This window comes from Glaciibacter superstes DSM 21135 (assembly GCF_000421145.1).
GTDB lineage: Bacteria > Actinomycetota > Actinomycetes > Actinomycetales > Microbacteriaceae > Cryobacterium > Cryobacterium superstes.
Map to the genome: position 1 here is coordinate 223178 of NZ_ATWH01000002.1, position 24056 is coordinate 247233.

23 protein-coding genes are annotated in these 24056 nt (G+C 64.3%); 17 read left to right on the forward strand and 6 right to left on the reverse strand.

Annotation, left to right across the window (positions count from 1 at the left end):
- Window positions 1-19 precede the first annotated feature (19 nt).
- Both K323_RS30815 and K323_RS0103295 read left to right on the forward strand, forming a co-directional pair.
- Window positions 20-646: a DUF1877 family protein gene (locus K323_RS30815; RefSeq protein WP_157509329.1), complete on the forward strand. Its 627-nt coding sequence runs from the start codon at window positions 20-22 to the stop codon at window positions 644-646.
- On the forward strand, window positions 567-1961 hold the full coding sequence (locus tag K323_RS0103295) for a lipase maturation factor family protein (RefSeq protein WP_425402258.1): 1395 nt from the start codon (window positions 567-569) through the stop codon (window positions 1959-1961). The genes K323_RS30815 and K323_RS0103295 overlap by 80 nt, the downstream gene beginning before the upstream one ends.
- 132 nt (window positions 1962-2093) lie before the next feature.
- Here K323_RS0103295 and K323_RS0103300 read toward each other — a convergent pair whose 3' ends face one another.
- On the reverse strand, window positions 2094-2480 hold the full coding sequence (locus K323_RS0103300) for an RNA-binding S4 domain-containing protein (RefSeq protein WP_026851167.1): 387 nt from the start codon (window positions 2478-2480) through the stop codon (window positions 2094-2096).
- An 88-nt stretch (window positions 2481-2568) separates the two neighbouring features.
- Here K323_RS0103300 and K323_RS0103305 point away from each other — a divergent pair, with 88 nt between their 5' ends.
- From K323_RS0103305 to K323_RS0103340, 8 genes are all read left to right on the forward strand, one after another.
- Window positions 2569-3096 carry an adenine phosphoribosyltransferase gene (locus tag K323_RS0103305; protein ID WP_022883864.1) on the forward strand — a complete coding sequence of 176 codons (528 nt, stop codon included), beginning with the start codon at window positions 2569-2571 and terminating at the stop codon, window positions 3094-3096.
- A gap of 71 nt (window positions 3097-3167) precedes the next feature.
- Window positions 3168-3635 carry an NUDIX domain-containing protein gene (locus K323_RS0103310; protein WP_022883865.1) on the forward strand — a complete coding sequence of 156 codons (468 nt, stop codon included), beginning with the start codon at window positions 3168-3170 and terminating at the stop codon, window positions 3633-3635.
- Window positions 3636-3705: 70 nt separating this feature from the next.
- On the forward strand, window positions 3706-4197 hold the full coding sequence (locus K323_RS0103315; protein WP_022883866.1) for a hypothetical protein: 492 nt from the start codon (window positions 3706-3708) through the stop codon (window positions 4195-4197).
- A gap of 69 nt (window positions 4198-4266) precedes the next feature.
- Window positions 4267-5136, forward strand: a complete 870-nt coding sequence (ku, locus tag K323_RS24040) for a non-homologous end joining protein Ku (RefSeq protein ID WP_022883867.1) — start codon at window positions 4267-4269, stop codon at window positions 5134-5136.
- Between the two features lie 21 nt (window positions 5137-5157).
- On the forward strand, window positions 5158-5778 hold the full coding sequence (locus K323_RS24045) for a CDP-alcohol phosphatidyltransferase family protein (protein ID WP_033372354.1): 621 nt from the start codon (window positions 5158-5160) through the stop codon (window positions 5776-5778).
- 10 nt (window positions 5779-5788) lie between these two features.
- Complete coding sequence (locus K323_RS0103330; protein ID WP_022883869.1) at window positions 5789-6280, forward strand: FHA domain-containing protein; 492 nt, start codon at window positions 5789-5791, stop codon at window positions 6278-6280.
- Entirely contained in the window at window positions 6280-6978 is a 699-nt protein-coding gene (gene ftsR, locus K323_RS0103335; RefSeq protein WP_022883870.1) for a transcriptional regulator FtsR, read from the forward strand. Before K323_RS0103330 ends, ftsR begins: the two co-directional genes overlap by 1 nt.
- 162 nt (window positions 6979-7140) lie before the next feature.
- Complete coding sequence (locus K323_RS0103340) at window positions 7141-7692, forward strand: MerR family transcriptional regulator (protein WP_022883871.1); 552 nt, start codon at window positions 7141-7143, stop codon at window positions 7690-7692.
- A gap of 85 nt (window positions 7693-7777) precedes the next feature.
- Here the strand turns inward: K323_RS0103340 and K323_RS0103345 are convergent, their stop codons facing one another.
- Window positions 7778-8593 carry a ParA family protein gene (locus K323_RS0103345; RefSeq protein ID WP_026851169.1) on the reverse strand — a complete coding sequence of 272 codons (816 nt, stop codon included), beginning with the start codon at window positions 8591-8593 and terminating at the stop codon, window positions 7778-7780.
- 77 nt (window positions 8594-8670) lie between these two features.
- On the opposite strand from K323_RS0103345, the gene K323_RS0103350 reads away from it, so the two are divergent.
- The 3 genes from K323_RS0103350 (at window position 8671) to def (ending at window position 14122) form a co-directional block, all read left to right on the forward strand.
- A complete protein-coding gene (locus tag K323_RS0103350; RefSeq protein WP_022883873.1) occupies window positions 8671-12075 on the forward strand; it encodes a pyruvate carboxylase in 3405 nt (1134 codons plus the stop codon).
- Between the two features lie 107 nt (window positions 12076-12182).
- Entirely contained in the window at window positions 12183-13583 is a 1401-nt protein-coding gene (locus K323_RS24050; protein ID WP_022883874.1) for a MinD/ParA family ATP-binding protein, read from the forward strand.
- 47 nt (window positions 13584-13630) lie between these two features.
- A complete protein-coding gene (def, locus tag K323_RS0103360) occupies window positions 13631-14122 on the forward strand; it encodes a peptide deformylase (protein WP_022883875.1) in 492 nt (163 codons plus the stop codon).
- 25 nt (window positions 14123-14147) lie between these two features.
- Here def and K323_RS0103365 read toward each other — a convergent pair whose 3' ends face one another.
- The gene (locus tag K323_RS0103365; RefSeq protein WP_022883876.1) at window positions 14148-14789 is read right to left on the reverse strand and encodes a TetR/AcrR family transcriptional regulator; all 642 of its coding nucleotides are present in this window, start codon (window positions 14787-14789) and stop codon (window positions 14148-14150) included.
- Window positions 14790-14889: 100 nt separating this feature from the next.
- Window positions 14890-16728, reverse strand: coding sequence for an AMP-dependent synthetase/ligase (locus tag K323_RS0103370; RefSeq protein ID WP_022883877.1), 1839 nt, complete (start codon window positions 16726-16728; stop codon window positions 14890-14892).
- A gap of 180 nt (window positions 16729-16908) precedes the next feature.
- On the opposite strand from K323_RS0103370, the gene K323_RS0103375 reads away from it, so the two are divergent.
- The 3 genes from K323_RS0103375 (at window position 16909) to K323_RS0103385 (ending at window position 20047) form a co-directional block, all read left to right on the forward strand.
- Entirely contained in the window at window positions 16909-17859 is a 951-nt protein-coding gene (locus tag K323_RS0103375) for an ROK family glucokinase (RefSeq protein WP_022883878.1), read from the forward strand.
- A gap of 36 nt (window positions 17860-17895) precedes the next feature.
- The gene (locus tag K323_RS24055; protein WP_022883879.1) at window positions 17896-18585 is read left to right on the forward strand and encodes a lysophospholipid acyltransferase family protein; all 690 of its coding nucleotides are present in this window, start codon (window positions 17896-17898) and stop codon (window positions 18583-18585) included.
- 91 nt (window positions 18586-18676) lie between these two features.
- The gene (locus K323_RS0103385) at window positions 18677-20047 is read left to right on the forward strand and encodes a class II 3-deoxy-7-phosphoheptulonate synthase (RefSeq protein ID WP_022883880.1); all 1371 of its coding nucleotides are present in this window, start codon (window positions 18677-18679) and stop codon (window positions 20045-20047) included.
- Window positions 20048-20122: 75 nt separating this feature from the next.
- Here K323_RS0103385 and pknB read toward each other — a convergent pair whose 3' ends face one another.
- Together pknB and K323_RS0103395 are read right to left on the reverse strand one after the other, a co-directional pair.
- Window positions 20123-22042 (reverse strand): Stk1 family PASTA domain-containing Ser/Thr kinase, encoded by a 1920-nt coding sequence (gene pknB / locus K323_RS0103390; RefSeq protein ID WP_022883881.1) that lies wholly within the window; start codon window positions 22040-22042, stop codon window positions 20123-20125.
- Window positions 22043-22133: 91 nt separating this feature from the next.
- Complete coding sequence (locus tag K323_RS0103395) at window positions 22134-23363, reverse strand: muramidase family protein (RefSeq protein ID WP_026851171.1); 1230 nt, start codon at window positions 23361-23363, stop codon at window positions 22134-22136.
- A 259-nt stretch (window positions 23364-23622) separates the two neighbouring features.
- On the opposite strand from K323_RS0103395, the gene K323_RS0103400 reads away from it, so the two are divergent.
- The gene (locus K323_RS0103400; RefSeq protein WP_022883883.1) at window positions 23623-23964 is read left to right on the forward strand and encodes an Rv2175c family DNA-binding protein; all 342 of its coding nucleotides are present in this window, start codon (window positions 23623-23625) and stop codon (window positions 23962-23964) included.
- Window positions 23965-24056 lie beyond the last annotated feature (92 nt).

A 24056-nucleotide genomic window follows, 5' to 3' on the forward strand; every position in this document is an offset into this window, starting at 1 on the left:
TCCGGCAGAGTTATCGACCATGGGAATTCGCTATTACGCATACCCGGTGGCCGCTGTGGACATCGAACAGGCCAGAGCCGACCCCCGGTTGTACATGGCCTCTGATCCCCTTGCAGACGCTTGGGGTCCAGAAGAGTTGCGACCGCCGATGCTCTACCTCGACAAATGTTGGTCTGCATTGCAACATCTGCTTGGCCCTCACGACGCACAACCGCCTCGCGTGTCTTTGATGCTTGTCGACGGATCAGTTACGCACACTTACGATGGCTGGATCCCATGGCTCAGCGTCCTCGATCCGGATCAGGTGTCCGAAGTGGCGCGCGACCTCGTTCTCGTCGACGCCGACGACGTGCTGGCACACTTCGGGACCGACGAGACGAGATCGATCGATACCGCCGATTATGTGAAGCAGTACCTGGAAGAGGCCCAGCGCTTTGTGACGCAGCTGGCCCACGAAGGCAGGGGCTTGATCTACATGATCAGCTGGGCGCGATCGGCACCGCGGGGGTACCGTGGGAAACGCGATGGAGTGGTTCGGTGCAGGGGAGTACGAACTGGCGCGGCAGGTGCTGCAGCGCGGCATCGCCGCCTGCTACCTGATCGCCTTCCTCTCCGCGATCAACCAGTTTCCTGCCCTGCTCGGTGAACGCGGACTGCTCCCGGTGCCGCGGTTCGTCTCCCGGGTCAGGTTCCGGCAATCGCCGAGCATCTTCCACTGGCGATATTCAGACCGGATGCTGCTGGTACTGGCCTGGTGCGGCACGCTGCTCGCGGCATCCGTTGTTGTCGGCCTGCCCCAGATCGGCCCGCCCTGGCTGCCCATGGTCGTCTTCCTGTTGCTCTGGGCCGGGTACCTCTCGATCGTGAACGTCGGCCAGACCTTCTACGGTTTCGGCTGGGAGAGTCTGCTCGTCGAGTCCGGCTTTGTCGTCGCGTTCCTCGGCTCGAACGAGGTCGCACCTCCGATCGTGGTCATCTTCTTCATCCGCTGGCTGGTCTTCCGGCTGGAGTTCGGCGCCGGCATGATCAAGATGCGCGGCGGCACCGAATGGCGCGATCTGACCGCTCTCATGTACCACCATGAGACCCAGCCGATGCCGAATCCGGTGAGTGCCTTCGCGCACCGACTGCCGGCGTGGTTTCACCGGGGAGAAGTGCTCGGGAGCCACTTCGCCCAATTGGTGGTGCCGTTCTTCCTTTTCGCACCGCAGCCGGTCGCATCCGTCGCCGCGCTGGTGATCATCCTCACCCAGCTTTGGCTGGTGTTCACGGGCAACTTCGCCTGGCTGAACTGGATCACCATCGTTCTCGCATTCGCCGCCGTCGACGACGCCACTGTTCGTGCCGTTTTCGGTCGGCCGGCACTCCCGGCGGCCGACAACAGCAACCCGATGTGGTGGATGATCCTCGTGCTGGCCGTGACGGCCTTCCTGCTGGTACTCAGTTATCGTCCGCTCCTCAACCTGTTCTCGAAGCACCAACTCATGAACGCCAGCTTCAACCGGTACCACCTCGTCAACGCTTATGGCGCATTCGGCACCGTGACCAAGGAACGCTTCGAGGTCATCGTGGAAGGCAGCAGAGCTGACGAACCGAACGGCGAAGCCGCCTGGGTCGAATACGAGTTCAGGGGCAAACCGGGCGACGTGCAACGGATGCCGCCACAGATTGCCCCGTATCACCTGCGACTCGATTGGCTGATGTGGTTCCTCGCCCTGGGCTCACCAGACACCGGCTGGTTCGAAGCCTTCCTGGTGCGGCTCCTCGAGGGCGACCGGCGAACGCTCCGGATGCTGCGGCACAACCCCTTCCCGGATGCGCCGCCACAGTGGATTCGTGCCCGCGTCTTCCTTTATCGGTTCACGACCCGTGCTGAGCAGCGCACCACCGGAGACCGGTGGGTGCGCATCGAGGTTGGCGACCTGGTGCGCCCGGCTTCTCTCTCGTCCTCTCGGCGCTAGCATCGGGCGGCACTGCGTGGCACTGCGTGGCACTGCGTGGCACTGGGCGGCACTGCGCGGCAGGCGGGCGACCTGCACGACGGGCTCGCGCTGCTCGCTTTCCGTGCTCGTCTTCAGTGTTCGCTCTCCGCTTCAGTGTTCGGTTTCCGCGCGGCCGCGCAGTTTCTCGATGTCGCGGCGTTCCCGCTTCGTCGGGCGGCCGGCACCGCGGTCACGCACGGGGAGCAGGGCCACTTCCTCGCGCGGAGGGGGAGGCGGGGTGTTGTCTTCAAAGCACTCGGCCGCCACGCTCGCCCCGACGCGCTTGCTGACGATTCGCGACACGATCATGATTCGGTCAAATCCGGCAACCCGCACCCGCACTTCATCTCCGATGTGCACCGGTTGCGCCGACTTCGCCCGGTCGCCGTTGACACGCACGTGTCCTGCCCGGCAGGCTGCGGTGGCGAGCGAGCGGGTCTTGAACAGCCGTACCGCCCAGGTCCAGCTGTCCACGCGGGCGGTGGCGACGGCATCCATGGTTCGACTCTACGGCCCATTGCTTCTCTGGATGCTGGCGCGCGGCCCGGTGCGTCGGCCAGGCCGATCTGGCGCATAGTCTTGACCCGTGACTTCTCCCGCCGCTGCCCAGGTCAACGCCCTTCTCGCGTCGTATCCCGACTTCCCGCAGCCCGGAATCCTGTTCCGCGACCTCAACCCGGTATTCGCCGATTCCGCAGCCTTCCGCGCGATCATCGACGACATCGCGGGTCATTTCCGGGGGCGGTTCGATGCTGTCGCCGGCATCGAGGCGCGCGGGTTCCTGCTGGCCGCAGCCATCGGCTACTCAGCGGATGCCGCGGTGCTCGCCGTTCGCAAGGGCGGAAAGCTCCCTGGCGCCGTGCTCGCAGAGGAATACGAGCTGGAGTACGGCACGGCCAGACTCGAACTCGAGATCGGGCAACTGGCTCCGGGATCCCGGGTGCTCGTGGTCGACGACGTGCTTGCGACGGGCGGCACGATCGCCGCGACCTCCCGGCTCATCGAGCGAGCAGGGTACGAGTTGGCCGGCATCGGGGTGGTGCTCGAACTGGGAGAACTCGCCGGGCGGGCACGGCTCGGTGACGCCGGATTGCACACGATCGTCGCGCTCTGAGCTGTAAGGGGCATGCTTGAGGCGACGCGTGGATCACGGTCGGCCGTCCTGGTGATGAGAGGCAGAACACGATGAGAGCGAGCGGGGACGCCTGGGTCTACGCGCCAGACGGCCGCAAGTTCTGGGGTCGGTTCGGTGCTGCCGGCCTGTTAGTGCACGATCCCATGCAGGGAGTCCTGCTCCAGCATCGCGCGATCTGGAGCCATTTCGGCGACACCTGGGGGCTGCCGGGCGGCGCCAGGCACGAGGGCGAAACCGCCGTGGAGGCGGCTCTCCGTGAGGCCGACGAGGAGGCGGGGGTGCCCGCCGACCACCTGGAGATTCTCGCCAGCTCGGTTCTCGACCTCGGCTTCTGGTCATACACGACAGTGATCGCGGTAGCGACGCGCTCCTTTGAACCTGTCATCAGCGACCCGGAGAGCATCGCCCTGAACTGGGTGCGCACCACCGACGTCGACAGCCTGCCATTGCACCCCGGCTTCGCCGCGGCCTGGCCAGAACTGCGGAAACACCTGGGTGAAGCGTCCGCTGGCCGTTGATCAACCTGCGACTTTCGACGGATGCCCACACCGGAAGCCGCCGATAGATTGATCGTTGGAGGACCCACGTATGGATCTTGAACCCCTGTTCCTGAAGGTCGACCGCATCGCCGGAGGGCGTGGCGTCGACTACACGATCAGTGCCGACCAGCGCGAGCATCCGAAGACGCGCAGGGCGTTCGTCGCGATCGCTTGGCTCCTTGCAGCCGAGTTTGTGCTCGGTATCGCCGCCGTCATTGTGGCAATCGTCCTGGCGACAAGCGGCACCGACGTGCAGTTCGCCGTGTGGATGCGCGCGGTTGTGGTGCTCGCGATGACCCTGACGCTGTTCTACTTCGCCTGGCGAGCGCAGAAGGGCTACTACTGGGCATACTCGCGATTGAAGCTCTTCAGCAGGATCTTTCCCGTCGTCACACTGGTGATCGCCGCGATACCCGGGCTGTACCCGCTGTGGATGGTGACGGAGCAGATTCTCTTCAGCCTGATCCTGATCGGCGTGGCGGACTACCTTCAGAGCGATCACATGCGCGCTGCATTCCCCCGGCCGCCGAAGCGCGCCTGAGCTCTCTGGCTGGGCTGCCGGGTTGGTCTCCCTCTGGCCAGTTGGGCGTTCCTGGTGTGTACTGGTGTCATGCGATCGATCTGGAAAGGCGTAATCACCTTCGGGCTGGTCAACGTCCCGATCAAGGTCTACAGCGCGACGGAAGACCACGACGTCTCATTGCACCAGGTGCACGACAAAGACGGCGGACGGATCAAGTACCAGCGGCGATGTGAGATCTGCGGAAAGATCATCAGCTACGACCACATCGACAAGGCATACGACGACGGCGACAAGACGGTCATCCTCACCGACGAAGATCTCAAGTCACTGCCGGAGGAACGCAGCAGAGAGATCGACGTCGTCGAATTCGTGCCGAGCGACCAGATCGATCCAATTATGTTCGACCGCAGTTACTACCTCGAGCCGGACAGCACCTCATCAAAGGCTTATGTCCTGCTGCGACGCACCCTCGAAGAGACGGATCGCACGGCCATCGTTCGCTTCGCCCTCCGTCAGAAGACCCGACTCGGTGCTCTCCGGGTGAGGAATGATGTGCTCATGCTGCAGTCGCTGCTCTGGGCTGACGAAGTGCGTGAGGCGAACTTCCCGTCGCTCGACGAACGGGTACGAATCTCGGCCAAGGAACTCGAGATGTCCTCCTCGCTCGTCGAGTCGTTCGCTTCCGACTTCTCGCCCGAGGAGTTCAACGACGATTACCAGGAGCAGTTGCGCACCCTGATCGAGGTCAAACTCAAGAAGGGCGACGCCGTCGACACCGAGGAGACGTTCGGCGAAGAACCAGAAGAAGAGGGAGAGGGCGGAGAAGTTCTCGATCTCATGGAAGCGCTCCGCAAGAGCGTCGAGCGCAGCCGCGGCGAGAAGAAGCCACCCGCGAAGGGATCGAAGACGAAAAAGGCGCCGACAAAGACCTCGGGGCGTTCCAAGTCCACAGCGTAGCTCTCGCTAGACTCGGGCTTTGTGGCAGCGGCTGAAGAAGTACCCGAGGTGAGTTCCCGGGTGTTCACCGTGCCGAACATCCTGAGCTTCGCACGCCTGCTCCTGGTGCCGGTCTTCCTCATGTTGATCGTCAACGGCGAGGACGCCTGGGCACTGGTTGTGCTGATCGTCTCCAGTGCCACGGACTTCCTCGACGGCTATCTCGCTCGGAGCCTCGGGCAGGTGACCAGGCTCGGTCAGCTCCTCGATCCGGCAGCGGACCGCCTCTACATCTTCGCCGCGTTGATCGGCCTGGCCTGGCGCGACCTGGTGCCGTGGTGGATCGTGGCCATCGTGGTCGGGCGGGATGTCTACCTGCTGATCCTGGGGGTCGTCCTGGCCAACTATGGCTTCGGACCGCTCCCGGTGCACCTGCTCGGCAAGGTGGCGACCTTCTGTCTCTTCTACGCACTGCCGATGATCATGCTCGGTCAGGCGTTCCCGGCCCTTTCCTGGTGGTCGCAGCCGGTGGGGTGGGCGTTCGGCCTCTGGGGTGCATTCCTGTATTGGTGGGCGGGAATCATCTACACCATCGAAACTCTGCGGGTGATTCGTCTTCCGCGCCCCGCGGAGCCTCCCCGATCAGATACGCTGGATGACTAGGAGGTATACGGTGGTTGATTCCGAAGAGAAGAACGAACCCGAGCGTGCGGCTGCGCCCGAGAACTCCTCGGGCAGCACTGATACAACGCTGACATTCAGCCAGGAATTCGCGGCGCAGCTCGCTGCAATCGACGGCGACGTCACGGCAGAAGAGCAGGAAGCCATCTCCGCGCTTCCTTCCGGCTCAGCGCTGCTGGTGGTGCGTCGCGGGCCGAACACCGGTGCACGATTCCTGCTCGACACTGACGTGACGACAATTGGCCGGCATCCAGACGCCGGCATCTTCCTCGACGACGTCACGGTGTCGCGTCGTCACGCCGAGTTCCTGCGTCACCGGAGTGCGTTCCAGGTGAAAGACCTCGGCTCACTGAACGGCACCTACTTCGATGGCGTGCGCATCGAGACGGCGCTCCTCACCGATGGCGCGGAAGTGCAGGTCGGTAAGTTCCGGCTTACCTTCTACGCGTCACGGCTCGACCTCGCACACGTGGCGAGCGACTAGTGAGCGCGAACTCCGCCCGGGCTGATGGCCAGGGCGCAGCGACGCTTTTGAGCATCGGTCAGGTTCTGGCACGCTTGACACCGGAGTTCCCCGATCTCACTCCATCCAAACTGCGATTCCTCGAAGAACAGCGGCTGGTTTCGCCTGCTCGAACCGAGTCGGGGTATCGCAAGTTCTGCGCCAGCGACCTGGACCGGCTTCGGCTGGTCCTGTCGATGCAACGTGACCACTACCTTCCGCTGAAGGTCATCAGGGTCTATCTCGAAGACCTCGACGCGGGCCGCTCGCCGACATTGCCAGGCGGCTCGGCGCCAGGGCGATCGATGCTCGGAACAGTACGCAGGCTGAGTAGGGAAGAGCTGTTACGTGAGGCAACAGCTTCGGCCACACTGCTCCATGACGCAATCTCGTCTTCGATCATTCTGCCGGCCGACTATTACGGCGAGGATACGCTCGGCGTGCTTCGCGCCCTCGTCGAACTTCAGCGCAGCGGCATCGAGCCGCGGCACCTCAGGGGATTTCGCGGGGCCGCCGAACGGGAACTCGGATTGATCGAGAGTGCACTCGTTCCTCTATCGAGGCGGAAAGACGCGTCGAGCCGCGCAAAAGCGGCTGAGATGGCCGTTGAGATCGCCAGTCAGCTTGAGGTTGTGCGAAGCAGTTTGATTCGCTCGGCACTGGGACGACTGAGCAACTAAGACGTAGACTGGGCGCTGTGCGAGGCTCTGATCGCTGCACGCAGATCCCTTCTCGACACGCCGACGGGTTCGTGCGGATGTCGTTGATCGGGAGGGTCTGCCTCGATAGCGTGGACACAGCGATCCGTTGGCGTCGCACCAGAATTCTCGAGAGGCGATCGAATGAGTGAACTGAAGCCAGATGGCGATGCCTCCCGGTACGGCCAGGAGCTTCTCTTCACCGACGGCATGCCAGAACTCGATGAGCACTCAGGCTTTCGCGGAGCCGTGGCCGCTCGCGCCGCCGGCATCAGCTACCGCCAGCTCGACTACTGGGCTCGCACCGAGTTGGTCCAGCCGACCGTACGCGGCGCTGCCGGTTCAGGTTCGCAACGCTTGTATGGTTTCCGCGACATCCTGGTCCTGAAGCTCGTCAAACGGCTCCTCGACACCGGAATCTCTCTCCAGCAGATCCGCACGGCAGTCAATCAGCTGCGTGAGGCGGGCGTGAGCGACCTTGCACAGACCACCCTCATGAGCGATGGAGCCAGTGTCTACCTGTGCACCTCGAACGATGAGGTCATCGACCTGGTCAGTCGCGGCCAGGGAGTGTTCGGCATTGCCGTCGGCAAGGTTCTGCGGGAGGTCGAGACCAGCCTGGTCGAGCTCAAGACGGAATCGGTCGACGCGACAGACGAACTCGCAGCACGCCGCATCGCCCGCAAGATCTCCTAGCGCGTCTTCGTCACCGAACCGTGTCGAATCGACCTTCGGCGACGGATTAACGGTCGATTTCCCACGGCTCGACGCAAGGGGAACGCTAGGGGGCGACGGGGAGGTCGGCGTACTCGCCGATGCGCGCGGTGCGCAGCACCCGGTCGAGCAACTGGTCGAAGTAGCGCGCCATCTCCTGGGCACTGTCGCCCGGCCAGATGTGCAGCGGCTTCGCCGCGCCCTGTGCCTGCTGCAGCGAGGTTCGTTCCGGCAGCTGGGGACTCAGCACCAGGGGGCCGAACATGTCTCGCAGCTCCTTGATGCGGAACTGGTGCTCGAGCGACGCGGTGCGGGCGCGGTTGACGATGATGCCGAGTGGCTGCAGGCGCGGGCTCAGTCCGCGCCGGATCTCCTCGATCGCGCGCAGCGCCCTGTCGGCGGCGGCGACGGAGAACAGGCCAGGCTCGGTGACGACCGTCACCCGGTCGCTTGCCGCCCACGCCGTGCGGGTCAGAGCGTTCAGGGACGGGGCGCAGTCGATGAGCACGAGGTCGTACTCCTTCTCGACGGTTGACAGTGCTTCCTCGAGCTTCCAGATGTCACGGATGCTGGGGTGCGGGCCGTCGAAGTTGATGGCAGATGGGCTTCCGATCATGACGTCGATGGTGCCCTGGCGACCGCGGGTCCAGCCGCTTGGCGCGATGGCCGCCCGCACTGTCTTCTCCTTCGGAGAGGCCAGCACATCGGCAACATTCAAGTGACCGGCCACCTGGATGTCCATGCCGGTTGAGACATCGGACTGCGGATCGAGGTCGACGACCAGGGTTCGCACGCCGCGGGCGAAGGCAGCAGACGCCAGACCAAGGGTCACCGTGGTCTTGCCTACGCCTCCCTTCAGGGAGCTGACGCTGAGTACGTGCACAATCACCTACGTTACCTTCACTAGTCTTAGAGAACCTAACCGTTAGCTGTGTGCTGCCCCACGCTCGAAAGGTCTGCATGTTCTCGAAGATTCTGGTTGCCAACCGTGGTGAAATTGCGATTCGCGCGTTTCGTGCGGCGTATGAGTTGGGTGCGAAGACGGTTGCCGTCTTCCCGATCGAGGATCGTAATTCCCTGCATCGGCTGAAGGCGGATGAGGCGTATCAGATCGGTGAGCCTGGGCACCCGGTTCGGGCCTACCTGGATGTGGCTGAGATCATCCGGGTGGCGCAGGAGTCCGGTGCCGACGCGATCTACCCCGGGTACGGCTTCCTGTCTGAGAACCCTGAGCTGGCCGAGGCGGCCGCTGCTGCGGGCATCACGTTCATCGGGCCGGGCAAGAGTGTTTTGGAGATGGCGGGTAACAAGGTCACGGCGAAGGAGCACGCGATCGCTGCGGGTGTTCCGGTGTTGAAGTCGACGCCGCCGTCTGAGGATGTCGACCTGCTGATCAGCCAGGCCGATGAGGTCGGGTTCCCGATCTTCGCGAAGGCCGTCGCGGGCGGTGGTGGCCGCGGGATGCGCCGGGTCGCGAGCAAGGCCGAGCTGCGTGGCTCTCTCGAGGAGGCGATGCGCGAGGCGAAGAGCGCGTTTGGTGACGCGACGATGTTTTTGGAGCAGGCTGTGCTCCGTCCCCGTCACATCGAGGTGCAGATCCTGGCCGATGCGACCGGTGAGACTGTCCATTTGTTCGAGCGTGACTGTTCGGTGCAGCGCCGGCATCAGAAGGTCATCGAGATCGCCCCTGCGCCGAACCTCGACGACGGCGTGCGGCAGGCGTTGTACCGGGATGCTGTGGCGTTCGCCCGGTCGATCGGCTATGTCAACGCTGGCACGGTGGAGTTTCTTCTCGACACGGAGGGGGAGCGCGCCGGTGAGCACGTCTTCATTGAGATGAACCCGCGTATCCAGGTGGAGCACACGGTCACCGAAGAGGTGACGGATGTCGACCTGGTGCAGTCGCAGATCCGGATTGCCGCGGGCGAGTCGCTGGCCGATCTCGGATTGTCGCAGGACAGCATCCAGTTGCGGGGTGCCGCGCTGCAGTGCCGCATCACGACGGAAGACCCGACGGCGGGCTTCCGCCCTGACACAGGCAAGATCACGACCTATCGTTCGCCGGGTGGTGCTGGCATCCGCCTGGATGGCGGCACGATCAACCCTGGTGCGCAGATCAGCCCCCACTTTGATTCGATGCTGGCGAAGCTCACCTGCCGTGGCCGTGATTTCGAGGCCGCCGTGGTGCGGTCGCGTCGGGCGTTGGCGGAGTTTCGGATTCGTGGGGTGTCCACGAACATCCCGTTTCTGCAGGCCGTGCTCGACGACCCGGATTTCGCGTCTGGCAACCTGTCGACGTCGTTCATCGATGAGCGTCCGCAGCTGCTGAAGGGCCGAGCGTCGAAGGACCGTGGCACCAAGATTTTGAACTGGCTGGCCGATGTGACGGTCAACCAGCCCAATGGCACCCCGGCCACGGCTGTGCACCCGGCCGAGAAACTGCCGGAGGTCGACCTGTCGGCGCCTGCCCCCGCGGGCTCGAGGCAGCGTCTGCAGGAGCTTGGACCGCGAGGCTTCGCGCAGGCATTGCGTGCGCAGACGGCGTTGGCAGTCACGGACACCACGTTCCGCGACGCGCACCAGTCGCTGCTGGCGACCAGGGTGCGCACCCGTGACCTGGTCGCGGTGGCCCCGTATGTGGCCAGGCTGACGCCAGAGCTGCTCTCGGTGGAGGCGTGGGGCGGTGCGACGTATGACGTGGCGCTGCGGTTCCTCGGCGAGGACCCGTGGGAGCGTCTGGCGTCGCTCCGCGAGGCTCTGCCGAACATCAACATCCAGATGCTGCTCCGTGGCCGGAACACCGTCGGGTACACCCCGTATCCGACCGAGGTGACGGATGCCTTCGTGCGTGAGGCTGCGGCGACCGGTGTCGATATCTTCCGCATTTTCGATGCTCTGAACGATGTGTCGCAGATGCGACCGGCGATCGACGCGGTCCTGGCCACCGGAACGGCCGTTGCGGAGGTGGCGGTGTGTTACACCGGTGACCTGCTGAACCCGGCCGAAGACCTCTACACCCTCGACTACTATCTGGGCCTTGCGGAGCAGATCGTCGACTCGGGTGCGCACATCCTGGCGATCAAGGACATGGCCGGGCTGTTGCGCCCGGCGGCCGCTGAGAAGCTCGTCGGCGCGTTCAGGGAACGGTTCGACCTCCCCGTGCACGTGCACACCCACGACACCCCTGGCGGGCAGCTCGCGACGCTGCTCGCCGCCAGCCGTGCGGGTGCTGACGCGGTGGATGTGGCGAGTGCGTCGATGGCCGGCACGACCAGCCAGCCACCGGCATCCGCCCTCGTCGCCGCTCTCGCCCACACCGAACGCGACACCGGCATCAACCTGCAAAACGTGCTCGACCTGGAGCCGTACTGGGAGGCCGTTCGACTGGTGTATCGGCCGTTCGAGTCGGGCCTGACGGGTCCGACCGGGCGCGTGTACAAGCATGAGATCCCTGGTGGGCAGCTCTCCAACCTCCGCACCCAGGCCGTCGCGCTCGGACTCGCCGACCACTTCGAGCTCATCGAGGACATGTACGCGGCGGCGGATGCGATCCTCGGCCGGGTGCCGAAGGTCACTCCGTCCTCGAAGGTCGTCGGCGACCTCGCCCTCTACCTCGCCGCGGTGAAGGCAGACCCGGCCGATTTCGCCGAGAATCCAGGCAACTACGACGTGCCGGAGTCCGTGGTCGGGTTCATGGCCGGCGAACTCGGTGACCTGCCTGGTGGCTGGCCAGAACCGTTCCGCAGCAAGGTCCTCGCCGGCCGCACCGTGCGGGTCGGGGTCACCGAGATCACCGACGAGGAACGCACCGCACTTGCAGGCGACAGCGCAACTCGCAGGCAGATGCTCAACCAACTGCTGTTCCCCGCACCGACACGCCAGTTCGAACAGATCCGCGACCTGTTCGGCGACCTGTCCGTGCTCGACACCGTCGACTACCTCTACGGCCTGAAACAGGGCCAGGAAACCATCGTCGAGATCGACAAGGGCGTGCGGTTGTATGCGGGCCTTGAAGCCATCGGCGAAGCCGACGACAAGGGCATGCGCACCGTGATGACCATCCTCAACGGCCAACTGCGTCCCGTGTTCGTGCGCGACCGGTCCATCGCCGTGGAGACCAAAGCAGCCGAGAAGGCCGACGCCAACCAGCCGGGCCAGATCGCGGCACCATTTTCCGGGGTCGTCACCCTCCAGGCCGATGTCGGCGACCAGATCGACGCCGGACAGGCCGTCGCATCGATCGAAGCCATGAAGATGGAAGCCGCCATCACGTCACCGATCGCCGGCACCATCGAACGCGTCGCCATCCCCAAGACCCAGCAGGTCGACGCCGGCGACCTCCTCGTGGTGGTGCGTCCGCGGTAAACTGGCCCGGTTCGTCCTGTGCCGCCCAGCGGTATTGGGGATGAGCGCAGCGTGATGAGCACCGAGTTGAGTAGCACCGAGGCAAAAAGCACGGAGGAGATGGTCCTGTGCCAGAAACGCCCACAGAAGACCAGGGGGCCGAGCGGCGTCCGCCTCGCCGGGCGACCCGTGGCGAGGCGGAGTATCACAGCGAACTGCCTCCCCACACGTTCGAGAACCTCGCGGCGCACCTGCCTGACAGCCTGAGTACCGCCCCCGCCGCCGCATCGACGGTTGTTGATGCCACCGACCACCGTGAGGACTCTCACGCCGCCGGAGTTGACCACCCGGCGCAGCGGCGCGAACGGCTGGCCGGTAGTGCACTCAGCCACGCTGGCGGCGCGTCCGCATCCGTTTCCCCTGTTCGTCGCGTTGCTGGGCCGACCACGCCGGCGACACACACCGTCGAGGTACACGTCGCGAGGGCATCCACTGCGGAGCCCCGTATCGCACCGGTTGACACGGCGATGGATGCCGGTGAGACCCATCCGCGTCGCGAGCGTGCACGCGCGGGCGGCGGAACGCCTGAGTCTGCCTCGATGCTCACGTCTGAACGACTCATCGAGGTGAACCGCACGACTCGGCGCCCGCCGCACGGAGGCTGGAACCGCTTCGTATACGACGCGACATTTCACCTGGTCAACCTCGGCGACTCCGCCGCAGTGCGCGCGCGCCAGGAGATGGACGAACGCATCCAGCGACAGTTTCTGGGTGGAACGAGATTCGTGCCGATTCTGACTCGCAAGGGCGGGGTCGGCAAGACGACGGTGACGGCTCTGCTCGGAATGGCCATGGCCGATGCCAGGGACGACCGCGTCATCGCCATCGACGCGAATCCCGATCGCGGCACACTTGCCGAGCGTGTGGCCAAGCAAACGAGGTCAACGGTCAGGGATGTCGTCACCGAAGCCGCGTCGATCGGCGGATTCACTGACTTCTCTGCGCTGGTTTCGCGTGACGAGACCCGCCTCGACGTGCTGGCATCCGACGCCGACCCACTGCTGTCTGAAGCCTTCGATGAGGACGACTACAACGTCGTCGCCGACCTGGCCGCGCGCTACTACTCCATTGTGCTGACAGACTGCGGAACCGGCATCGTACACTCGGTCATGCGGGCCACCCTGCAACGCGCTGATTCGATCGTCGTCGTGTCTGGCGGCAGCGTAGACGAGGCCCGCCTCGCGTCAGAAACCCTCACCTGGCTCGAAGCCAACGGCTACGACGGGCTGGTCTCGAATGCGATCGTTGCGCTGAACACGGCCACCCAGGGTACCAACCTGGTCAAACTCGAGGAGATCGAGTCGCATTTCCGCTCGCGTGTGCGAGAGATCGTCCGGATCCCGTACGACCCGCAACTGGCCGCAGGGAGTGTCGTCTCCTGGCAGGACCTGAAACCGATCACTCGCCTTGCCGCACGCACGCTCGCCGCCCTCGTCGTCGAGGGTCTGCCGACCGAGCGTGGCGCCTGACCGACACTGTCCGCCTCACCCGCATTCGAACCACTGGGAGCCCCACTGTGCCAGAGCGCCAGATCCGCCTTTTCGGAGACCCCGTCCTGAAGACCGTCTCCGATCCGATCGAGGGCATCGACGATCGTGTGCGCGGCCTCGTCTGCGATCTCCTCGACAGCGTGCGGCTGCCGGGCCGCGCCGGCGTTGCGGCGTCCCAGATCGGAGTCAATCTGCGCGCGTTCAGCTACAACGTGGACGACGAGGTCGGCTACATCATCAACCCGGAGATCATCGAGCTCTCCGGCGAACCAGAGCTCGTCGACGAGGGATGCCTGTCGGTGCCAGGGCTCTGGTACCCGACCATGCGGCATCCGTTCGCCGTGGCGCGCGGAATCGACCTTGACGGTGAGCCTCTCGAACTGTCGGGAACCGGTGTCATGGCGCAGGCGCTCCAGCACGAGACCGACCACTTGAACGGGCTGCTCTACCTCGACCGGCTCGACAAGGAAAGCCGTCGCGCCGCGATGAAGGAGATCAGGGAGTCCGACTGGTTCTGAGGCTAGACGGAAGGTGCCGGAGCAGTCAGTCACCAGCCGAGAGTGCAGTTTTGAACGAGGCGACATCCAACGCGGGTAGCGGAAGTGCTGGCCGGTCGCTGGCACGGAGTCCGTCGAGCATGAGCGCCAGATACCGTCGCCACAGGTCGGGACGTGCATTGCTCATTCGGTAGACACTGTTGAGCATTGCGAAGATCGGGCCGATGTCCGTGACGGTTACTCCCTCGCGGAGAACTCCAGCTTGACTGGCCCGGTCAAACAATGGAGAGAGAACGGCGACGAGTTTCTCAGCGATGGGCTCGTTGGGTCCGAAGCCGTCGTGTCCGAGGAATGTCTCACACAAACCGCGATCCTGCGCCTGATTTGCCGCAGTGACCTCAAAGAAGGACACGATTGCTACCCACGGGTCTTCGATCTCCAGCGCTGTTTGCGCGTCGGCTAGGGCGGAATCGATCGCCGCGTCGTACAAGGTCTCGACGATCTCTTTCTTGCTGGCGAAGTTTCGATAGACCGTGCCGACCCCGATTCCCGCGTGCTTGGCAATGTCCTCCAGCGTTGCAGAAAGGCCCTGCCGCGCAAACACCTCACGCGCCGCCTGCACAAGACGTTCATTATTCAGGGCCGCGTCTCTCCGCTTCGGGCGCACGAGGTGTTCGTCGATAGGCATCAATCCATTATCGTCTCCGATGGGTCACCCCCGTCAGGTCCTCAACCGCCGACGGAAACGTCGGCTAATGGGCTCTCGCAGAGGCGCGCACCTGCTCGGCCTAGTCGCGGATGGTCGAGAACCCTTCAGTGATCGGTGCACCGGCGTAGAGGCCCTGAATGGTCTCATCGAAGTCACGCAGGATGATGTTCCGTTTGATGCTCAGCTTCGGCGTCAGGTGTCCGCTCGCCTCAGTCAGCTCAGACGGGAGGATCACAAACTTGCGAATCGACTCGGCACGCGACACGCGGTCGTTCGCGAGGTCGACCGCGCGCTGGACTTCCGCAAGCACAGCGGGGTTGACAGCTGCCTGCGCGAGCGACATGCCGGCATCCTCGCTGTTGTTGTTCAACCACACCGGAAGCATCTCGGGGTCGAGCGTGATCAGGGCGCCGATGAACGGTTTCTGATCGCCGACCACCACCACCTGGCCGATGAGAGGATTCGACCGGATCGGGTCCTCGAGTGCGGCCGGAGCGACGTTCTTGCCGCCGGCCGTCACGATGATCTCCTTCTTGCGACCGGTGATGGTCAGGAAACCGTCAGCGTCGAAGTCGCCGATGTCGCCGGTCTTGAACCAGCCCTCATCATCGAACGCTTCCGCGGTCGCCTGCGGGTTCTTCCAGTACTCCTTGAAGATGTTCACGCCCTTGACCTCGACCTCGCCGTCGTCGATCACCCGAACAGAGACACCGGGGAGAGGGGGGCCGACAGTGCCGATCTTCGACTTGGTGGCGAGGTTCACGGTCGCAGGGGCGGTCGACTCTGTGAGGCCGTAGCCCTCCAGGATTACAATGCCGAGGCTGTGGAAGAAGTGCCCGAGGTATTCGCCGAGCGGTGCGGAACCGGAGACCGCGTACTTGACGTTGCCGCCCATCGCCGCCCTCAGCTTGCTGTAGACTAGACGATCGAACAGGGCGAACTTGATTTTCGACATGAGTGGGATGGGCTCGCCGACAGCCAGGGCCTTGGAGTGCTCGACGGCGAGGTGCGCGGCCGCACGGAAGATCTTGCCCTTGCCCCCTGCTTCAGCCTTCTGCTCCGAGGAGTTGTACACCTTCTCGAACACGCGGGGAACCGCGAGTAGGAACGTCGGCTTGAAGCTGCCGAGTGAGGGGAGCAGTTGTTTGGTGTCGGGCTGGTGCCCGACCCGCACACCGGCATCGATGCACAGCACCGTGATGAACCGGGCGAAGACGTGGGCGGTCGTGATGAAAAGCAGAGTTGAAGCGCCGTGCTCGTCTTCGAGCACCTCCTTCAACGCGACCTTCGCGTTGCGGCTCGTCTCGAGGAAGTTGGCGTGCGTGAGCACACACCCCTTCGGCTTGCCCGTCGAACCTGAGGTGTAGATCAGGGTCGCGATGTCGTCTCCGACCGCGAGGTTGCGGCGGCGCTCGATCTCCTCGTCGTCGACGCCGACGCCGCCGGCGACGAGCTTGTCGAGGTCGCCGAGGTCAATCTGCCAGACGCTCTGGATGTCTGGAAGCTCCGGGTGCACCTCGTCAAAACGCGCGAAGTGGTCAGCGGTCTCCACGATGACGGCCATGGCGCCTGCATCACTCAGGTTCCACTGCACCTGGCTGGGTGAACTGGTCTCGTAGACCGGAACCAGCACGGCTCCGGCGAACCAGGTCGCGAAGTCGATCAGGGTCCACTCGTAGCGGGTCTTGCAGACGAGGCCGATCTTGTCGCCGGGCTGGATGCCGGCGGCAACGAGGCCCTTCGCGAGGGCGAGGACCTGGGCGTGGAACTCGGCCGTGGTGACCGGAACCCAGCCACCATCCTTCGGCAGTGAGAACAGCACCAGTTCCGGCGTCGCGGCGAGCCGGTCGATCAGCAAATCGGTGATGTTGGCCTGCGGGGCAGCGGGCACGATTGCGGGTACATCGAACTGTTTCACGGCAACTCCTTCGGTACCGGTCGGGCGTGATCCCACTCTATCCGCGAGGTGTTCGCAAACGCTGACCCGGCGTCAAACTGGTAAGTACACTCTAGATGGTGAATCGTGGCGGAACCCTGCCGCCCGGCCGCGCGTCCTCCCGACTTCCACGCGACTTCCCGACGACCGAAAGGCGCTGCCGTGCACGCTATTGGAATTGACATCGGTGGAACCAAGATCGCAGGGGCACTCGTCGATGAACTGGGAACCATCATTCGCGCTGATCGCGTGCCGAGCCCGGCAGGCGACCCCCGCGAGATCGAAGACGCCGTCGTAGCGATGATCTCCGGTCTTGCCGCTGGGACGGATGTCTGCGGTGCTGGTGTGGCCGCCGCGGGTTTCATCGACGCCGCGCAGTCGACGGTCTACTACGCCCCCAACATCAACTGGCGTAACGAGCCGTTCCGGGACAAGCTCGAGTCGCGGCTCAACATCCCGGTGATCATTGAGAACGATGCCAACGCCGCCGGCTGGGCAGAGTTCCGTTACGGTGCAGGTCGCCTGTTCAGCGACATGGTGACCCTGACGATCGGCACCGGGGTCGGCGGGGCCATCGTCGCGAACGACCGTCTGTTCCGCGGCGGCTTCGGCGCCGGCGCCGAGCTCGGCCACCTTCGGCTGGTTCCGGACGGTCTGCCGTGTGGGTGCGGCGCTCGGGGATGTATTGAGCAGTATGGTTCTGGCCGGGCACTGCTGCGGATCGCAGGCGAGCTGGCGGATGCTGGTGGAATCGGACGAGGGATCGCTCTCGTCCGCGAGCAGAACGGTTCGTTGACCGGCACGGATGTCGCGAAGCTCCTGGCAGAGGGTGACGGTGGTGCCCTGGCTGCGCTCCGGCAACTGGGCACGGCACTTGGACAGGCTTGCGCCAGTCTCGGTGCCGTCCTCGATCCCCAGATCTTTGTGTTCGGCGGGGGAGTGGCCGCTGCCGGCGACCTGCTGATCGAGCCGATCCGTTCCGCCTACCTTGAGCACCTTCCGGCACGAGGCTTCCATCCAGAAGCAGCATTCGCCGTCGCCGAACTCGTCAATGATGCAGGCGTGGTTGGCGCGGCAGATCTGGCTCGCCTGCATGCCACCGGCGGAAACTGACCGGCGGTAGGCTGGATTTTTGAACGGAGGCACGAATTGTTCTATTGGTTCATGAAGAACATCGTCGTCGGCCCGTTGCTGCTCGGAATTTTCCGGCCGTGGGTGGTCGGCCTCGAGAACATCCCGAAGACGGGCGGGGTCATTCTCGCCAGTAACCACCTGTCGTTCATCGACTCCGTGTTCTTACCCCTTGTCGTTCCGCGCCGGGTGGCGTTCCTGGCCAAGAGCGAGTACTTCACCGGCACCGGCCTCAAAGGCTGGGCGACGAGACAGTTCTTCAAGGCCACCGGACAGATACCGATCGACCGATCTGGCGGCAAGGCGTCAGAGGACTCTCTCAACACCGGTCTCCGGGTTCTCGGGTCGGGTGACGTGCTCGGAATCTATCCGGAAGGCACGCGCAGCCCAGACGCGAAGATGTACCGCGGCAGAACCGGCGTCGCCAGGATGGTGCTCGAGTCCGGCGTGCCTATCGTGCCGGTCGCGATGATCGACACCGAGAAAGCGATGCCGACCGGCACCCGTATTCCGAAGATTCGCAGGATCGGCATCGTCATCGGAGAGCCCCTCGATTTCAGCCGTTTCGAGGGCATGGAGTCTGACCGGTTCGTGTTGCGTTCTGTGACGGACGAGCTGATGTACGAACTCCGGAAATTGAGCGACCAGGAATATGTCGACGTGTATGCGACTTCGGTCAAGGAGAAGCGCGCGAGTCTTTCGCGATAAGCTGCGACAGCCGTCTCGCTGATGACCGGCACCTCCACCCCCGCATACCGGCCACGTTCTCGTGCGCCGCAGAGAGAAAACAGGATAGTCCGTGGTACACCCCACCGAACCAGTCGTATTGGCAGATGACTCTGTGATCGCTGGTCTGGACTATTGGCGCACACTCGACATCAAGCAGCAGCCGGCCTGGCCGGACGCTGATGCCGTCGCCGCGGCATCCGCTGAACTCGCCACTCTGCCGCCTCTGGTCTTCGCTGGCGAGGTCGACATTCTGCGCACCAGGCTTGCCGAGGCAGCACGGGGAGAAGCTTTCCTGCTGCAGGGCGGAGACTGCGCAGAGACCTTCAGCGGCGCGACCGCCGATCAGATCCGCAATCGAGTCAAGACCGTGCTGCAAATGGCCGTTGTGCTCACCTACGGCGCGTCGATGCCGGTCGTGAAGATGGGCAGGATGGCCGGGCAGTTCGCCAAGCCACGCTCGAGCGATTTCGAGACGCGCGGCGACGTCACTCTGCCCGCGTACCGCGGCGATATCGTAAACGGCTTCGACTTCACCCCACAATCTCGTGAAGCGGACCCGGCCAGGCTGGTGCGCGGCTACCACACGGCCGCATCCACCCTGAACCTCATCCGGGCGTTCACGCAGGGCGGTTTTGCCGACCTCCGGCAGGTGCACAGCTGGAACCAGGGCTTTGCCGCCAACCCGGCCAACCAGCGTTACGAGAAGCTGGCGAAAGAGATCGACCGCGCGATCAAGTTCATGATCGCTTGTGGCGCCGACTTCGACGCTATGAAGCGCACAGAGTTCTACACCAGCCACGAGGGCCTCCTCATGGACTACGAGCGGCCGATGACGCGCATCGATTCCCGTACAGGTACGCCGTACAACACCAGCGCGCACTTCATCTGGATCGGCGAGCGCACCAGGCAGCTGGATGGCGCGCACGTCGACTTCCTGTCTCGGGTGCGCAACCCGATCGGCGTAAAGCTCGGCCCGTCGACGACGGCGGACGACATGCTGCGGCTGGTTGACCTGCTCGACCCCGACCGTGAGCCAGGGCGACTGACGTTCATCACGCGCATGGGTGCAGGCAAGATCCGGGATGCCCTTCCTCCGCTTCTCGAGGCGATCAAGGGCAGCGACGCGACCCCGTTGTGGGTGACAGACCCGATGCACGGCAACGGGCTCACCACTCCGACGGGATACAAGACGCGTCGCTTCGACGACGTCGTCGACGAGGTCAAGGGATTCTTCGAAGCGCACCGTGCCGTCGGCACTCATCCGGGTGGCATCCACGTGGAGTTGACCGGTGACGACGTCACCGAGTGCCTCGGTGGCTCAGAGCACATCGACGAGGCGACCCTCGCCACGCGCTACGAGTCGCTTTGCGACCCGCGACTGAACCACATGCAGTCGCTCGAACTCGCGTTCCTGGTCGCGGAAGAACTCGCCGCCCGCTAGCGAGCCCGCGCTTCGTCCGCTCGCGGACCGCACGCCTGCACGACCCCACCGGGCTGAGGCACGGAGCACTCGAGGTCAGCCGCCGAAGTTGACAGTGACGGTCGAACCACGTCTGATCATGGTGCCCGGTGCCGGGTCCTGCGTACCGGCGACCACGGCGCCCTCAAGGAACGGGGGCACGTTTGAGGTGACCTCGAAGCCGAGTGCTTCCAACTGCGCACGCGCCTTGTCGATGTTCTGGCCGGTGATCACGTTCGGAACTTCGACCACATCCGGACCCTTGGAGACGCGCAGCGTCACACTGTCTCCGACGCGCACAGGGGCGTCGCTCGACGGCACGACGGCGATTACGATTCCGCTCTCGAAGTCGTCGTTGAACTCCGGCTCGCCCGCTGTCCCATTAAGGCCGGCATCTTCCAGCGTCACGACCGCATCGTCGACCGAGAGTCCGGTGACAACCGGGATAGGGCCTGCCGAGACGACCAGCGTGACCGGCTGCTTCTCGCCGTACTCCGATCCCAGCGGTTCACCGTCGGCGCCCAGCGCAGCGATCACGGTCTCCGGCGGAGCGTCGCTGGAGAACTCCCTCAGCGATTCTCCGACGGTGAATGCCCCCAGCTGAGACTTCGCCTCAGCCTCGGCCGATCCGATCACATCTGGCACAGGCAGTAGCTGAGGCCCGAGGGAGAGATAGAGGGTGACCTGTCCGCCTTTCGGCGCGAAGCCACCCGCCCCAGGTTCAGTTCCCGATACCAGTCCGGCCGCTACATCCACATCATTGCGCTGTTCTGGCACGACAGTGAAGCCGAGCTCCTGGAGTTGGGCCGTCGCGACCTCCTGTGTTTCGCCACTGGTCTCCGGAACCGCGACCTGCGAACCAGGGCCCGCACCGAAATACCAGCCCGTTCCTCCGGCGAGTGCGGCCAGCAGGATGACCAGGATGAACAGCCAGTAGCCCTTGCGCCTGCGTTTCTGGGATTTGTCGGCCAGAACCACGCTGCTGGCTGGTCGGCGGTCCTGTGAAACGGATGCCACAGCACCGACGAGCGGCTTGGCTCCGAGGATCTGCGTTTCGGCGTCAGCCCTAGCCGCGGAGAACTCGCCGGGCAGCCGCATCGTCTGCTGCAGGTCGGTCGGTGTCGGTGACTGCGGCCTGACGAGGTTCTCGACGTCCAGGAGCTGCTCGAGCATGACGCGCGCATCGCGTGGCCGCTGCTCGGGGTCACGGGCCGTCGCCCAGAGCACGAGCTCGTCGAGCTCCCGTGGAACAGAGGGAACCTTGCCGCTCGGCATGGGCACCGAATCGTTGGCGTGCTGATACGCGATCTGCATCGGCGCTTCGCCGACGTACGGCTGTTCCCCGGTGAGCATCTCATACGTCATGATTCCCAGCGCGTAGATGTCGCTTCTGGTGTCCGCGACCCCACGCGTGACCAGCTCAGGGGAGAGGTAAGCGATCGTGCCGAGCAGTGCCTGCCCTGTTGCCGTGTTGTTGTTGGCAGCCCTGGCCAGCCCGAAGTCGCCCAGCTTGATGCGGCCGTCGTCAGCGAGGAGCACGTTCTCCGGCTTGAGGTCGCGGTGCACGATGCCGGCCTTGTGGGCTGCGGCAAGGCCGCTGAGCACAGCCTCGAGAATGTCCATGGTCTGCTCTGCAGTGAGCTTGCCGTAGTCCTTCAGCAGATCGCGCAGTGTGATCCCAGGCAGGTACTCCATGACCATGTAGGCCATGTCGGCATCCTGGCCCTGGTCGAAGACGTTGACGACATTCGGATGCGCCAGCCTCGCGGCCGACCGCGCTTCCTGCACAAATCGGTTCTTAAAGGCGTTGTCGTCTGACAGATGACCGTGCATGATCTTGATGGCAACGCGCCTTTCGAGACGGAGATCCGTCGCGAGATACACGGTGGCCATGCCGCCGCGGGCGATGCGGGAGCGCACCTGATATCGGCCGTCTATCAAACGGCCGATCATCGGATCAGCGGGGCTCTCGGTCACCCGTTGAGTCTATGGAAGCGAGGGGCGAACTCCCCGCTAAAACACCGTGAACGCTGCATTCTTCGCGGTAAGTTCACCCGGGTATGCCGGGTCAGAGCTCGAGGAGCCACGCCCTGGCCGATGCTTCCCATTTTGCATAGTGATCAGGAAATGCAGAGATCTGCACCGCCTGGGCCGCCTGGGTCACCGTCAGCGACTCCCAGCCGTTGATGTCGAGCAGTCCACGGGTGACTCCGGCGTTCGGATTGCCGGCACCGCCGAAGAAGGCGAGGCTTGATCGAACCGGGTCCATGACCTGTTCTGGGGAGCCCCAACCGGCGCTCGGTCGCTGCTGGAACAGCCCGAGTGAATCACGATCTCCATAATCGACGTTCCGCAGGCCAGATTCCTGTGCGGCTGCGGCGAGGGCGACCACGAGGCCAAAGTCGCTCACACTGGCCGAGCGGCCGACCGAGACGATGATGGCGGCGTTCTGGCGCATCTCGTCGGTCATCAGCGTGATCTCCTGGGTGACGGATGCCGGCGTCACCGGAACCGCAACAGGTGCACTACCCGGTATCGCGAGTACCTGGCCCGGATAGATGATGCTCGAAGCAATGAGCCCGTTGGCATCCAGGAGCGACGTGGTCGATACGCCGAGCGCCGCTGCGATGCCGCTGATGGTATCTCCGGCCGCGATCGTGTGGGTTGCCGTTGCCGGCGGTGCTTCGGGTGCTGGAGCCGGTGCCGATGGCACCGTGCCTGCCGCGGCATCCGGAATCACGATCGTCTGCCCGGGGAAGATCACACTGCTGCCGTCGAGTCCGTTGGCAGAGAACACGGCATCGGTCGACGATCTGTAGGTCGCTGCGATGCCGCTGATGGTGTCTCCGCTGGCAACGATATGTGTCTGGCCTGCCGGAGCAGGGGCCGGCGCGGGGGTCGGTGAGGGGGCAGGTGCGGGTACGGGCGCCGGAACATCGGCTGCGAGCGCCAGAACCTGGCCCGGGAAGATCAGGGCAGAGGCGTTCAGGCCGTTGGCGGCCAGAACGGTCGCCGTGGACAATCCGAATCGTTCCGCGATCTGGCTGACGGTGTCTCCCTCGGCCACGGTGTAGTGGCTCGGGGCGATTTCAGCGGCGAGAGTTGTTTCAGACGAGAGAGCCGTGGTGGTGGAGGTGAGTGCGCCATCACCCAGGACGAGGTGTGGCTGCATTGGCCGGTTCTGTGGGCCGCGTTCACTCAGTGTTGTTGCGCCTGCGGGTGCCGTGGTGTTCACGGTCATCGCGATCACGCTGACAAGAACGAGCGGGGCGCTCACGAGGAGTCCGCGGCCGATCATGAGTGAACTTCGGTGGGCGCCTCTGGGCGCACAAGCGGGCTGGATGCGAGTGATATCTGCAGTATGCAACGGGAAACCTCCGTCGGTGTGCGTTGATCAACGCGGTCACAGGCAACGCTGTCACACCGCGGTAAGGGAGTCAACCAGTCTGACTGGAGTGAACAAAGTGATGTGAGTGGCATGCGCGCCGGGGGCGACGGGTCGGCCGGTTATCTGAGCGAGGTTGGTGCGTTTTTGGGATTCATGGCACTCTTAACCCGTGACTGACCCGATTTCAGAGAAACAGTGGCTGACCATTCCCGATCTCGTTGAACTTCTTGGGCTTCCGCAAGGACGCGTACGCCGCTTGATCGAAGACAAACACCTCCTCGCAGTGCGTCGAGACGGCATCCTTTCCGTACCGACCGTTTTCCTCGAGGAGAGAGAGCCCCTCGGCGACTTGCGCGGCACGCTCTTCGTGTTGTCTGACGACGGATTCACGGACGATCAGGCGATGCGGTGGCTGCTCGAGGTCGACGACAGCCTGGGCGTGGCCCCGGTTGATGCGCTCCGTGCCGGGCGCAAGGCCGAAGTGCGCCGGGTCGCCCAGGCCCTCGCGTAACAGCCGGAACGGGTGGCTTCTCGCTGAGGTCGGAGAGTCCTGGTCGGCTGTCCTAACCGGCGTCCAGGGCCGCAAGCTGCTCCAGCGTTCTG